Here is a 12,562-nt window from a genome sequence, read left to right as displayed (position 1 = left end):
GCACCCCGCTGCCGCCGTCCCGGACCCCGCACCCCAACCGCCTTTCGCGCGCGAAAGGCGGTTGGGGTGCGGGGTCCGGGACGGCGGCAGCGGGGTGCGTGGCGCGGGCGCGGCGTGCGGGCGGGTCTCGGGCTGGGTGGCAGCGTCGGGGGCGGGCAGCCGCTCGACCGGCCCGGCGACGCGGGTGACGGCGACCGCGCAGACCTTGAAGGCCGGCATCTTCGACGTCGGGTCGAGCGCGTCGGCGTCGGTGAGCGTGTTGGCGCTGGAGCCGCCGCCCCAGTGGAAGGGGGCGAAGACGACGTCGGGCCGGATGTCGTCGGTCAGGTGCGCCGAGAAGCGCGCCCGGCCGCGGCGGGTGGTCAGCTCGACGACGTCGTCCGGGCCGATGCCCAGGCGCCGGGCGAGGTCGGGGTGCAGCTCGGCGCGCGGCAGCGGAGCGACCAGCTGCAGGCTCCTGGTCCGCCGGGTCTGGGTGCCCGACTGGTACTGCGCCAGCACCCGGCCGGTGGTGAGCACGTACGGGTACTCGGCGTCGGGCCGCTCGTGGGCCTCGACGTGCTCCACGCGGAGGAACCGGGCCCGCCCGTCGGGGGTGGCGAAGCGGTCGAGGAACAGCCGCGGGGTGCCGGGGTGCGCGGGGCCGTCGTCCGCCGGTGCCGGGCAGGGCCAGAAGACGCCCTGCTCCTCGTCGATGCGCCGGTAGGTGATGCCGGAGTAGTCGGCCGCTCCCCCGGCGCTGGCCCGGCCGAGCTCGGCGAAGACGGTCTCGGCGTCGCCGCTGAAGCCGGGTGCGCCCAGCCGCTGCGCCAGCTCGGCGAGCAGCTGCAGGTCGTCGCGGACGCCGTCGGGCGGGTCCAGTGCGCGCCGGCGGCGGATCACCCGGCCCTCGACGTTGGTCATCGTGCCGTCCTCCTCGGCCCACATGGCGCTGGGCAGGACGACGTCGGCGAGTTCGGCGGTCTCCGACAGGAAGAAGTCGCTGACGACGAGGAAGTCCAGGTCGCGCAGCCGGCTGATCACCCGGCGGGCGTCGGGCGCGGACACCGCGACGTTGGAGGCGAGCACCAGCAGGGTGCGCACGCCGCCGTCGGTGCCGAGCGCGTCGAGCAGCTCGAACGCCGAGGGGCCCGGCTGCGGCAGGTCGTCGGGGTCGACGCCCCAGACGGCGGCGACGTGGGCGCGGGCGGCCGGGTCGGCCAGCCTGCGGTAGCCGGGCAGCTGGTCGGCCTTCTGCCCGTGCTCACGACCGCCCTGCCCGTTGCCCTGGCCGGTGACGGTGGCCCAGCCGCTGCCCTCCCGGCCGGGCAGGCCGAGGGCCAGCGCCAGGTTGATCCACGCCTGGGCGGTGTCGGTGCCGCTGCGGTGCTGCTCGGCGCCGCGGGCGGTCAGCACGATGGCCCGCTCCGCGCGGGCGAGCGCGAAGACGGTGCGGCGCTGGTCGGCGACGGGGACGCCGGTCAGCCGCTCGACCCGGTCGGGCCAGTAGGCGCCCACCCCCTCCCGGACCTGCTCGAACCCGGTGGTGCGCGCCGCGACGTACGCCTCGTCGACCAGGCCCTCCGCGATCGCGATGTGCAGCAGCCCGTTGGCCAGCGCCAGGTCGGTGCCCGGCAGCGGCTGCAGGTGCAGGGCGGCGTTGCGGGCGGTCGCCGTCCGGCGGGGGTCGACGACGACGTGCTGCGCACCGCGGGCCCGACCCTCGTCGAACCACTGCATGGCCGGCGGCATGGTGTCGGCCGGGTTGGACCCGACCAGGACGACGACGTCGGCCTCGGCGACGTCCGACAGCGGGAACGGCATGCCGCGGTCGAGGCCGAAGGCGCGGTTGGCCGCCCCGGCCGCCGAGGACATGCAGAACCGGCCGTTGTAGTCGATGGCGGACGTGCGCAGCGCGACCCGGGCGAACTTGCCGAACTGGTAGGCCTGCTCGTTGGTCAGCCCGCCGCCGCCGAAGCAGCCGACGGCGTCGCGGCCGTGCGTGGCCTGGGTCCGCTGGATCGCGGCGACGACCCGGTCCAGCGCCTCGTCCCACGTGCTCTCGACCAGCGGGCTGGTGCGGTCGCCGGGGACGGCGCGGACCAGCGGGCGGGTCAGCCGCTCGGGGTGGTCCAGCAGCTCCGGCGCCGACCAGCCCTTGGCGCACAGGCCGCCGCGGTTGGTCGGGAAGTCGGCCGGCTGCAGCGTCGCCGGGCGGTCGCCCGCGGTCATCGTGACGCCGCACTGCAGGGAGCAGTAGGGGCAGTGGGTCTGCGTCGTCCGGGTGCGCGGGCCCACGCCGGCGAGCACTCCGGGCAGGGCGGTCGCGGTCACGGAGACGAGCCTCCGGTGCCGCGGTTTCCCGGCCGCGGCATCGGCGTCAAGCCTGCGTTCCGTCGACCTCACGCCGTCCCGCCGGCCGCTGTTAGCTCCCACCTACGCTGGCTGTCGTGGCCGACCGCGTGATGACCGTGCACCTCGGCGTCCCGTCCGTCCGCCCCGCCGAGCAGCGCGACGTGCCGCGGATCGCCGCCACCCTCACCCTCGTGCAGGCCACGTCCCGGTGGGCCCGCTGGGCGCTGCCCGAGGACGGGCGGGTGCAGCGGCTGACCCGCCTGGCCGAGCTCGACGCCGGCCACCGTGCCGTCTCGACCGGCACCGCGTGGGTCACCGAGGACGTCACCGCCCTCGCCGCCTGGCACGCCCCCGAGGGCGCGCCGGGCAGCCGGTCGCTGCCGGACGACGTCCGCGCCGCGTTGGCGCAGGAGCTGCCGCACGTGCACGGGTCCCGCTGGGACGCCGTCCGCCGCACGCGCGAACTGGTCGACGCCGCCCGCCCGGCCGGACCGCACTGGTGGCTGGCCCACCTGGCGACCCGGCCCAGCAGCCGGCGGCGCGGCTACGGCACCGCGCTGCTGCAGCCGGTGCTGGAACGCTGCGACGCCGCCGGGCTGCCCGCCGCCGCCGTCGTCTCGACCTGGGCCGCCGTCCGCTTCCTGCGGCGGCTCGGCTTCGAGGTGGACCGGGCGATGGAGAGCTCGGACGGCGGGCTGTCGCTCTGGCTGCTGGTGCGCCCGCCGTCGTCCTGAGGAATCCCTGCGGGGACCTGTCGATCCGGGGCCGGGTCGTTCGTACAGGGGGTGAGCGGCCGGTACGGTGCCGGCCGCTGAACCCGAGGAGACGGTCATGCCCCAGTACCTGCTCAGCCTGATCCAGCCCGCCGGCCCGGTGCCCCCGCCCGAGGTGCTCGACCCGATCATGCGCGACGTCGCCGCGGTGACCGAGCGGATGCGCGCCACCGGCGCCTGGGTCTTCTCGGCCGGCCTGCACGCCCCGGAGACCGCGACCGTCGTACGGCCCGCGGACGGCGACTTCCTGGTCACCGACGGGCCCTACGTCGAGGCCAAGGAGCACGTCGGCGGCTTCACGATCGTCGAGGCCGAGGACCTCGACGCCGCGCTGGCCTGGGGGCGCGAGGTGGCCCGGGCGACGACCCTGCCGGTGGAGGTCCGACCGGTCGCGAACCAGGGCGTCTGACGCGGTGCCCGACGTCCGCGCGCCCGACGTGGAGGCGGTCTTCCGCGAGTCCTACGGGCGCGCGGTCGCCGTCCTCACCCGCCTCCTCGGCGACATCGACGCCGCCGAGGAGGCGGTGCAGGACGCCTTCCTCACCGCCGTGCAGCGCTGGCCGGCCGACGGCGTGCCGCCCAGCCCCGCCGGCTGGATCGTCACCACCGCCCGCAACCGGGCCATCGACCGGCTGCGCCGCGAGTCCACCCGCGCCGACCGCTACCGGGCCGCGGCGCTGCTCGCGGACGACTCACCCCCGCCCGAGGAGGGCGCCGTGCGCGACGACCGGCTGCGCATGCTGTTCACCTGCTGCCATCCCGCACTGGCGCCGGCCGCCCGCGTCGCGCTGACCCTGCGGCTCGTGGGCGGGCTGTCCACCGCGGAGATCGCGCACGGGTTCCTCGTGCCCGAGGCGACGATGGCGCAGCGGCTGGTGCGGGCCAAGGCCAAGATCCGCGACGCCCGCATCCCCTACCGGGTGCCGGCGGAGGCCGACCTGCCCGACCGGCTGTCCGGCGTCCTCGCCGTCGTCTACCTCGTGTACGCGGAGGGGCACACGGCGTCCGCGGGCGAGGGACTGCTGCGCACCGACCTGTGCGCCGAGGCGGTCCGGCTGGCCCGCGAGCTGGCCGAGCTCATGCCCGACGAGCCCAAGGTGCTCGGCCTGCTGGCGCTGGTCCTGCTCAGCGAGTCGCGCCGGGCCGCCCGCGTCGCACCCGACGGGTCGCTCGTGCCGCTGCCCGAGCAGGACCGCTGGCGGTGGGACGCCGCGCTGGTCGCCGAGGGCCAGGAGCTGGTGCGCCGCTGCCTGCGCCGCGGTGCGCCCGGGCCGTACCAGGTGCAGGCAGCGATCCAGGCGGTGCACAGCGACGCCGCCACTGCCGCGGACACCGACTGGGGACAGGTGCTCACGCTCTACGACCACCTCCTGGCGCTCACCCCGAGCCCGGTGGTGGCGCTGAACCGGGCGGTCGCGGTGGTCGAGGTGCACGGTCCCGCGGCGGCGCTGGCGCTGCTCGACGCCCTCGACCTGCCGCGCTCGCACCTGCTGCCCGCCGTCCGGGCCGACCTGCTGCGCCGGCTGGGTCGGCGTGCCGAGGCCGCCGCGGCCTACGACGCAGCACTCGCGCTGGCCGGCAACGCGACCGAGCGGGCCTTCCTCGAGCGGCGGCGGGCCGAGGTCGCCGGCGCCGGCTGAACCCGCCGGGTTCCTCCCCTCCGGATGCTCAGCCCCTGCCCACGATGGTGGGCAGGGGCTGAGCATCCGGAGGCGAGAGGTGGGAGCAGGCTCAGTCCCAGGAGCGGCGCTGCTTCTTGAGCTCCCCACGCTGCTTCTTCGCCTGGATGCGCCGCTCCTGGGACCCGCGCGTGGGCCTGGTGCGCCGCCGGGCCGCGGGCGGCGGGGCCAGCGCCGCGCGCAGGACGGCGGCCAGCCGCTCGCGGGCTGCCTGCCGGTTGCGCAGCTGCTGGCGGTGCTCGCTGGCGGCCACGGTGAGGACGCCGTCCACCAGCCGGCCGGCCAGCCGCGCGCCCAGCCGCTCCCGCTGGACGCCGGTCAGCCCAGGGAGCTCCAGCGGCGCCACCGACAGCTCCACCCGCGAGTCGGCGGTGTTGACGCCCTGCCCGCCGGGTCCGGACGAGCGGGAGAACCGCCAGTGCAGCGCGGCTGCGGGCACGACGAGGGAGCCGGTGACCGGCAGGTCGCCGGAGGCGTCGTCGGGAGCGGGCACGTCCTCCAGTCTGGCGGCGCGGGTCCGCTCAGGCGGCGGCGGGCACCGGGTCGAGGCCACCGGCCGCACCGGGCCGGCAGCGCACCAGCCGGCGCAGCGTCAGCCAGCTGCCCCGCGCGGCGCCGTGGTGCTCCAGCGCCTGGACGGCGTAGGTCGAGCAGGTCGGCTCGTAGCGGCAGCTCGGCGGGCGCTTCGGGCTGACCTCGCGCTGGTAGACCCGGACGGCGGCCACCAGCCGGTCGCGCACCCGGGTCCCGCGCCGTCCGGTGCCGGCGGCGTGCACGTGCCGCACCGTCGTCGGGACGAGGAACAGCCCGTCGATGCCGCAGCCGATCGCGTTGGCCAGGCAGCACCCGGTGTTGAGGAACAGCAGGTCGCGCAGGCACGAACCGTCCCGGTCGTAGCCGCGCCGCGGCCCGTAGCCGTACCCGCGGCCGTACCCGTAGCCCGGGCCGTAGCCGCCGTGGCCCGGGCCGTACCCCGGTCCGCGCCGACGGCGCGGGCCCCAGCCGCTGCTCCAGATGAAGACCATGGGCCGATCCTGACGGTGCCGGATCGCCCGCGCCCGGCGAGCCGGGTGGACCATCGGCCGCATGCCCGACCTCCCCCTCGCCACCGCGCTGGCCGCCGGCCCGGTCGTCCTCGACGGCGGCCTGGCCACGGAGCTGGAGACGCAGGGGCACGACCTGTCGTCGGCGCTGTGGTCGGCCCGGCTGCTGCTCGACGCCCCCGAGGCGGTCGTCGCCGCGCACGCGGCCTTCGCCGCCGCGGGCGCACAGGTCGCGACCACGGCGAGCTACCAGGCCTCGCCCGAGGGGCTGACCCGGGCGGGCGTGGACGCCGCCGGGGCACGCCGGCTGGTCGGGCGGTCGGTGGAGCTGGCCCGCCGCGGCGCGCCGGACGCGTGGGTCGCCGGGTCGGTCGGGCCCTACGGCGCCGCGCTCGCCGACGGCTCGGAGTACACCGGCGGCTACGCCGACCTGCTCGGCGTCGAGTGGCTGCGGCGCTGGCACCGGCCGCGCATGCAGTGGCTCGCCGACGCCGGCGCCGACGTCCTGGCCTGCGAGACCGTGCCCGCCGCCGCCGAGGCCGAGGCCCTCCTGGAGGAGGCCGACATGCTCGGCGTCCCGGTGTGGCTGTCGCTCACCACGGTGGTGGACGACGACGGCGTCGTCCGCACCCGCCGCGGGGAGCCGGCCGAGGAGGTGTTCGCGATGGCACGCGACCTCGACGCGGTCGTGGCGGTCGGCGTCAACTGCACCGAGCCGGCCGCCGTCGGTCCCTCCCTGGCGGCGGCCGCGTCCGCGGGCAAGCCGCTGGTCGCCTACCCGAACAGCGGCGAGGGCTGGGACGCCGTCGCTCGCCGGTGGACCGGCACGACCGGCCTCTCCCCCGTCGAGGCGCTGACCTGGGTCGACGCCGGCGCCCGCCTCGTCGGTGGCTGCTGCCGGGTGGGCCCCACGGAGGTCGCCCAGCTGACCGCCGTCCTGCGCTCGGCGCCAGCCGCTCATCCGGTTGGCCTGCGCAACGGCGATTGACACCGGTTGGACGCAACTGGATGGTCGCAGGCAGAACCCGTCCGACCGGACGGGTCTCCGACGGACGGATCCTGATGCGACGCGCTCTGCTCACCGGTTCCGCGGCCACCGCCATGGTGGTCGGGAGCTTCACGCCCGTGCTGGCCGAGACCGAGGAGCGCCGCTGCTCCCCCACGCGCGGCAACGTGCCGGTCTGCGCCACGGACGGTGCCGCGGAGACGGCCACCTTCCTCGACCCGACCGCCACGGTGCGCGGCGCCCGGCACGTCAGCCTCGGCGAGCAGACCTACGTCGGCCCCTTCGCCGAGCTGCGCGCCACGCGGCGGGCGCCGATCTCCATCGGCGCGGCCTCCAACGTCCAGGACAACGTGCTGGTCGACGCCCGTGGCGGCTCCGGCATCGAGATCGGCGACCGCGTCATCCTGGCCCACGGGTCCTCGGTGGTCGGCTCGGCCACCGTCGGCATCGAGCAGAGCCCGCTGCCCCCGCAGGTCGAGGAGACGGTGGACACCCACGAGGGCTCGGTGTTCCTCTCGTTCGGGGCGCAGGTCGACGGCGCGACGATCGAGCTCCACTCCGGCGTCTCGGCCCTCGCCCGGGTCGCGGCCGGTGTCACGCTGCCCAGCGGGTTCCTCGTGCTGCCGAGCAAGGACGTGACCAGCGACGCCGAGGCCAGCGATCCGACGCTGGGCAAGGTGCGCTACCTCAACCAGGCCGACGTCGCGTTCAACGAGGGCGTCATCCACGTCAACGAGTCGCTGGCCCGCGCCTACACCGAGCTGTACCGCGAGGACCCGTCGGCGGTGCACGGCGCCAACGTCGACCCCGGGCACACCGACTTCAACGAGGACCGGGACCTGCCGAGCTTCGCCGGCGTGGAGCAGGCGGACCCGGAGCTGGACAACCGCGTCGTCGGGGACGTCGACCTCGCCGACACCCTCGCCCGCTTCATCGAGCGCACCGGCGAGCGCATCGCCATCCGCGCCGACGAGGGTGCGCCCTTCGCGATCGGCCACGTCGACCACATGGGCGACGACGTGGTCTTCCACGCCCTCGAGCACACCGACATCCACGTCGGCGACGACGTGCGCTACGGCGAGGGCGCGATCGCGCACGGCGGCGGTCGGGTCGTCGTGGAGGACGATCCCGAGGAGCAGACCGTCGTGGGCGACCGCGTCGAGCTGGGCGACGGGGCGGTCGTCTTCCGCAGCACCATCGGCGAGGGCGCCCGGATCGGCGACCGCAGCGCCGTCGTCGGCACCGACCTGCCGGCCGGGGCCGTCGTCCCGCCGAACACGATCGTCCTCAACGGCGAGGTGTTCGGCGCCGTCGAGTGGTGACCACGCGGTCCCGCCCGGCGGGCCCGGCGACCGCACTGGTCGTCGTGGCCGCCGGGCTCGCCGGTTGCGCCGGCGAGGCCGAGCCGCGGGAGACCGCAGTGACGGCGACCGTGGCCGGTCCCGCCCCGAAGCTGGCGTCGGCCACGCTCACCGACGAGGTGGACCCGGACGACGGGACCTGAACCACCACCTGGCGGGCGTGCTTCGCCCCGCTGCCCGGCGAGGAGGACCTGGAGCGCTGGGAGGTGCAGGTGGTCACCTCCGAGGGCGTCTCCCCGCGGGTCGAGGAGCTGCCCGGTGAGTGCGTCGACCTGCAGCTCGCCCAGGGCCGGGGCACCGCGCCGGCCGACGACCCCGGGCGCACCGCCGCCCTGGTCGATGCCGCGTCGCTGGCCTACCAGGCCCGCGGCGTGCGCGCCGACGGCTCGGTGACCCCCTGGGGCGACGCGGTGGTCGTCGGCACCGTCCGCTGAGCGGCCGCCCCGGGCGCGGGGCGCGCGCCCGGGGCCCGTTGGCCCCCTGCAGGGTCCCGCCGGCCCCGTCCCGGGCCCCGCCCTGAGCTTGCGAAGGGTGGGGAGGACGGGGTCCTTCTTCAGAGGATCGGCTTGCCGCCGGTGACCGCGATCCGGGCACCGGAGACGTAGGACGCCTCGTCGCTGGCGAGCATCACGTACACCGGCGCGAGCTCGGCCGGCTGGGCCGGGCGGCCGATCGGCACCTGCTGGCCGAAGCTCTCGACCTTCTCCTCTGGCATGGTGGCCGGGATGAGCGGCGTCCACACCGGGCCCGGGGCGACGCTGTTGGCGCGGATGCCCTTCTCCGCGTACATCTGCGCGAGGCTGGCGGTGAAGTTCGCGATGCCGGCCTTGGTCATCGCGTAGGCGATGAGGTGCGGGCTGGGGCTGTCGGAGTTCACCGACGAGGAGTTGATGATCGAGGCGCCCGGCTGCATGTGCGGGATCGCGTCCTTGCAGAGCGTGAACATCGCCGAGAGGTTCAGCGCGAGGGTGTGGTCCCACTCCTCGTCGGGGATCTCCTCGAGCGTCTCGTGGCTCATCTGGAAGGCCGCGTTGTTCACCAGGACGTCGACCTTGCCGAACGCCTCGACGGCCTTGGGGACGATCGTCTTGGCGTGCGACCGGTCGGCCAGGTCGCCGGCGACCAGCACGCACCTGCGGCCGGCCTCCTCCACGTAGCGGGCGGTGTCCTTGGCGTCCTCGTGCTCGTCCAGGTACGAGATGAGGACGTCGGCCCCCTCCCGGGCGAAGGCGATCGCGACGGCACGGCCGATGCCGCTGTCGCCGCCGGTGATGACGGCGGCCTTGCCGGTCAGCCGACCGGAACCGCGGTAGGTCTCCTCACCGTGGTCGGGCTTGGGGTCCATCTCCCCCAGCGTGCCGGGGACGTGCTGCTGCTGGGCGGGCTGGGACTCGGGACGGGGCTCGGACACGTGATCTCCTCATTCGGTCTGTGCGGATCAGCTGGCTCGGCCGGGTGCCTGGTCTCGACGTCGAGGTCGCCCTACCCCCGCCGTCCGCAGCGGAACCGGCGTGGGTCGCGGTCGGGCACGTCACGGGAAGAGGAGTGCCGTCGGGCACGCTGTCCCCCACGATGACCGCCACCGCCCCTCCCCTCCTCGACGACCCGTCCGACCTCTCGGCCCTCCGGGCGCGCGGCGCCGACCCCGACGAGCTGTTCAGCTCCTTCGCCGCCTGGGCGGAGTCGAACGGCACGGTGCTGTACCCGCACCAGGAGGAGGCGCTGATCGAGCTGGTCAGCGGCGCCAACGTCGTCCTCGCGACGCCGACCGGCTCGGGCAAGTCACTGGTGGCCACCGGCGCGCAGTACGCCGCGCTGGCGGCGGGACGGCGCAGCTGGTACACCGCGCCGATCAAGGCGCTGGTCAGCGAGAAGTTCTTCGCGCTGTGCGGCGTCTTCGGGGCGGAGAACGTCGGCATGCTCACCGGCGACGCCGCGGTCAACCGGGACGCCCCGATCATCGCCTGCACCGCCGAGGTCCTGGCGAACATCGCCCTGCGCGAGGGCGCCGGGGCCGACGTCGGCCTCGTCGTCATGGACGAGTTCCACTTCTACGGCGACCCCGACCGCGGCTGGGCCTGGCAGGTGCCGCTGCTGGAGCTGCCCAGGGCGCAGTTCCTGCTGATGAGCGCGACGCTGGGGGACACCGGCTGGCTGCGCGAGGACCTCACCCGCCGCACCGGCCGGCCCACCGCCCTGGTCGCCGGCGCCGAGCGGCCGGTGCCGCTGCACCACTACTACGCGACCACGCCGATGCACGAGACGATCCAGGAGCTGCTGGACACCCGGCAGGCGCCGGTCTACGTCGTCCACTTCACCCAGGCCGCGGCGCTGGAGCGCGCGCAGGCGCTGATGAGCGTCAACGTGTGCACCAAGGAGGAGAAGGCCGCGATCGCCGAGACCATCGGCGGCTTCCGGTTCACCACCTCGTTCGGGACGACGCTGTCGCGGCTGGTCCGGCACGGCATCGGCGTGCACCACGCCGGGATGCTGCCCAAGTACCGGCGGCTGGTCGAGCAGCTGGCCCAGGCCGGCCTGCTCAAGGTCATCTGCGGCACCGACACCCTCGGCGTCGGCATCAACGTGCCGATCCGGACCGTGGTGTTCTCCGCGCTGTCCAAGTACGACGGCACCCGCACCCGGCTGCTCAACGCCCGCGAGTTCCACCAGATCGCCGGGCGCGCCGGGCGGGCCGGCTACGACACGGCCGGCACCGTCGTCGTCCAGGCGCCCGAGCACGAGGTGGAGAACCTCCGGCAGTTCGCCAAGGTCGCCGACGACCCCAAGAAGCGCCGCAAGCTCGTGCGCAAGAAGGCGCCCGAGGGCATGGTGCCGTGGTCGGAGGGCACCATGCGCCGGCTGGTCGAGGCCGAGCCCGAGCCGCTGACGAGCAACTTCCGCGTGTCGACGGCGATGGTGCTCGACGTCGTCGACCGCCCCGGCGACCCCTTCGTCGCGATGCGCCGGCTGCTCACCGAGAACCACGAGCCGCGCAAGCGGCAGCTGCGGCACGTCCGCGAGACGATCGGCATCGCCCGCTCGCTGCTGCAGGCCGGGGTGCTGGTGCGGCTCGACGAGCCGGAGCCGGACGGACGGCGCTACGACCTGACCGTCGACCTGCCGCCGGACTTCGCGCTCAACCAGCCGCTGTCGACCTTCGCGCTGGCCGCGATCGACCTGCTCGACCCCGAGTCCGACACCTACGCCCTCGACGTGGTCAGCGTCATCGAGGCCACCCTCGACGACCCCCGCCAGATCCTGGCCGCCCAGCTGAACAAGGCCAAGGGCGAGGCGGTGGCCCAGATGAAGGCCGAGGGGATCGAGTACGAGGAGCGCATGGAGCTGCTCGAGGAGATCAGCCATCCCAAGCCGCTGGAGGAGCTGCTCGAGCACGCGCTGGAGGTCTACACCCGGTCCAACCCGTGGGCCGCCGACGCGCACCTGTCGCCGAAGTCCGTCGTCCGCGACGTGTGGGAGAACGCCTACACCTTCCGCGAGCTGGTCAACACCTACGGGCTCACCCGGGCGGAGGGCGCGGTGCTGCGCTACCTCTCCGACGCCTACAAGGCGCTGCGCTCCGGCGTCCCCGCCGCCGCCCGCACCGACGAGGTGACCGACCTCGTCGAGTGGCTCGGCGAGCTGGTGCGCCAGGTGGACTCCTCGCTGCTCGACGAGTGGGAGCAGCTGACCAGTCCGGACCAGCCGCTGGACGCGCCGGTCGCCGTCCCGGTGCGGCCGCGGCCGCTGACCGGCAACGAGCGGGCGTTCACCGCGATGGTGCGCAACCAGCTGTTCCGCCGGGTGGAGCTGTTCGCCCGCCGCCGGTGGTACGACCTCGGCGAGCTCGACCGCGGCTCCGGGTGGGACGCCGACCGGTGGGGCGAGGTGGTGCAGGCCTACTTCGCCGAGCACGCCGAGCTCTCCACCGGCGCGGACGCGCGCGGCCCCGCGCTGCTCATCTGGGACAAGGCGACGCCCGGCCTCTGGCGGGTGCGGCAGATCCTCGACGACCCGGCCGGTGACCATGACTGGGGCTTCGACGTCGAGGTCGACCTCGAGGCCTCCGACGAGGAGGGCGCCGTGGTCCTCCGCCTGGTCGACGCCGGCCGCAGGGACTAGGGCGTGTCTCGCAGATCTTGACGTGTGGGTCCGGTAGGCCTGGGTCGTGTTCGATCGTCATGACCTGACCGACGCGGAGTGGGCGCGACTGGAGCCGCTTCTACCGGACCAGACGCCGCGTCGGGGTGGGCGGTGGCTCGATCACCGTCAGGTGATCAACGGGATCCTGTGGCGGACCCGGACCGGGTCGCCGTGGCGGGACGTGCCGCCCTGCTACGGGGATTTCCGGACCCTGCACGGGCGGCAT

General features: G+C 75.3%; 13 protein-coding genes. 9 read left to right on the top strand and 4 right to left on the bottom strand.

All coding sequences use genetic code 11. The features are described 5' to 3' along the window. On the bottom strand, positions 1-2,313 hold a 2,313-nt coding region (locus tag CNO22_RS21000; RefSeq protein WP_232807223.1), incomplete at its 3' end, for a molybdopterin oxidoreductase family protein. A 116-nt stretch (positions 2,314-2,429) separates the two neighbouring features. On the opposite strand from CNO22_RS21000, the gene CNO22_RS20995 reads away from it, so the two are divergent. The 3 genes from CNO22_RS20995 to CNO22_RS20985 all read left to right on the top strand — a co-directional run bounded on the left by CNO22_RS20995 (position 2,430) and on the right by CNO22_RS20985 (position 4,747). After that, positions 2,430-3,068, top strand: coding sequence for a GNAT family N-acetyltransferase (locus tag CNO22_RS20995; protein ID WP_232807222.1), 639 nt, complete (start codon positions 2,430-2,432; stop codon positions 3,066-3,068). A 97-nt stretch (positions 3,069-3,165) separates the two neighbouring features. Then, entirely contained in the window at positions 3,166-3,516 is a 351-nt protein-coding gene (locus CNO22_RS20990; RefSeq protein ID WP_100501198.1) for a YciI family protein, read from the top strand. A 4-nt stretch (positions 3,517-3,520) separates the two neighbouring features. Next, positions 3,521-4,747 (top strand): RNA polymerase sigma factor, encoded by a 1,227-nt coding sequence (locus CNO22_RS20985; RefSeq protein ID WP_100501197.1) that lies wholly within the window; start codon positions 3,521-3,523, stop codon positions 4,745-4,747. 91 nt (positions 4,748-4,838) lie between these two features. On the opposite strand, the gene arfB is transcribed toward CNO22_RS20985, so the two are convergent. After that, positions 4,839-5,279, bottom strand: coding sequence for an alternative ribosome rescue aminoacyl-tRNA hydrolase ArfB (arfB, locus tag CNO22_RS20980; protein ID WP_100501201.1), 441 nt, complete (start codon positions 5,277-5,279; stop codon positions 4,839-4,841). 28 nt (positions 5,280-5,307) lie between these two features. Continuing rightward, the gene (gene yidD, locus CNO22_RS29285; RefSeq protein ID WP_232807221.1) at positions 5,308-5,811 is read right to left on the bottom strand and encodes a membrane protein insertion efficiency factor YidD; all 504 of its coding nucleotides are present in this window, start codon (positions 5,809-5,811) and stop codon (positions 5,308-5,310) included. A 61-nt stretch (positions 5,812-5,872) separates the two neighbouring features. On the opposite strand from yidD, the gene mmuM reads away from it, so the two are divergent. The 4 genes from mmuM to CNO22_RS20955 all read left to right on the top strand — a co-directional run bounded on the left by mmuM (position 5,873) and on the right by CNO22_RS20955 (position 8,630). Beyond that, entirely contained in the window at positions 5,873-6,817 is a 945-nt protein-coding gene (gene mmuM, locus CNO22_RS20970; RefSeq protein WP_100501196.1) for a homocysteine S-methyltransferase, read from the top strand. A 74-nt stretch (positions 6,818-6,891) separates the two neighbouring features. Then, the gene (locus tag CNO22_RS20965) at positions 6,892-8,157 is read left to right on the top strand and encodes an LbetaH domain-containing protein (RefSeq protein WP_100501195.1); all 1,266 of its coding nucleotides are present in this window, start codon (positions 6,892-6,894) and stop codon (positions 8,155-8,157) included. Next, positions 8,154-8,339 carry a hypothetical protein gene (locus CNO22_RS20960; RefSeq protein WP_157937047.1) on the top strand — a complete coding sequence of 62 codons (186 nt, stop codon included), beginning with the start codon at positions 8,154-8,156 and terminating at the stop codon, positions 8,337-8,339. The genes CNO22_RS20965 and CNO22_RS20960 overlap by 4 nt, the downstream gene beginning before the upstream one ends. 69 nt (positions 8,340-8,408) lie before the next feature. After that, a complete protein-coding gene (locus CNO22_RS20955) occupies positions 8,409-8,630 on the top strand; it encodes a hypothetical protein (protein WP_157937046.1) in 222 nt (73 codons plus the stop codon). A gap of 119 nt (positions 8,631-8,749) precedes the next feature. Here CNO22_RS20955 and CNO22_RS20950 read toward each other — a convergent pair whose 3' ends face one another. Next, complete coding sequence (locus CNO22_RS20950) at positions 8,750-9,607, bottom strand: SDR family oxidoreductase (RefSeq protein ID WP_198588485.1); 858 nt, start codon at positions 9,605-9,607, stop codon at positions 8,750-8,752. A gap of 161 nt (positions 9,608-9,768) precedes the next feature. On the opposite strand from CNO22_RS20950, the gene CNO22_RS20945 reads away from it, so the two are divergent. Beyond that, positions 9,769-12,315 (top strand): DEAD/DEAH box helicase, encoded by a 2,547-nt coding sequence (locus CNO22_RS20945; RefSeq protein WP_100501192.1) that lies wholly within the window; start codon positions 9,769-9,771, stop codon positions 12,313-12,315. Positions 12,316-12,361: 46 nt separating this feature from the next. Continuing rightward, positions 12,362-12,562, top strand: a 201-nt coding sequence (locus CNO22_RS20940; protein WP_157937045.1) for a transposase, incomplete at its 3' end; no start/stop codon positions are given.

Source organism: Geodermatophilus chilensis, from assembly GCF_002802985.1.
Taxonomy (GTDB): domain Bacteria; phylum Actinomycetota; class Actinomycetes; order Mycobacteriales; family Geodermatophilaceae; genus Geodermatophilus; species Geodermatophilus chilensis.
Note: the sequence above shows the minus strand (reverse complement) of the source record. Positions and strands in the feature narration are given on the sequence as shown.

Bases quoted from the DNA above. Each gene is read 5' to 3' on its own strand.
- CNO22_RS20945 (WP_100501192.1), top strand. From the start codon at position 9,769: ATGACCGCCACCGCCCCTCCCCTCCTCGACGACCCGTCCGACCTCTCG.
- CNO22_RS20965 (WP_100501195.1), top strand. From the start codon at position 6,892: ATGCGACGCGCTCTGCTCACCGGTTCCGCGGCCACCGCCATGGTGGTC.
- yidD (WP_232807221.1), bottom strand. From the start codon at position 5,811: ATGGTCTTCATCTGGAGCAGCGGCTGGGGCCCGCGCCGTCGGCGCGGA.
- CNO22_RS20990 (WP_100501198.1), top strand. From the start codon at position 3,166: ATGCCCCAGTACCTGCTCAGCCTGATCCAGCCCGCCGGCCCGGTGCCC.
- mmuM (WP_100501196.1), top strand. From the start codon at position 5,873: ATGCCCGACCTCCCCCTCGCCACCGCGCTGGCCGCCGGCCCGGTCGTC.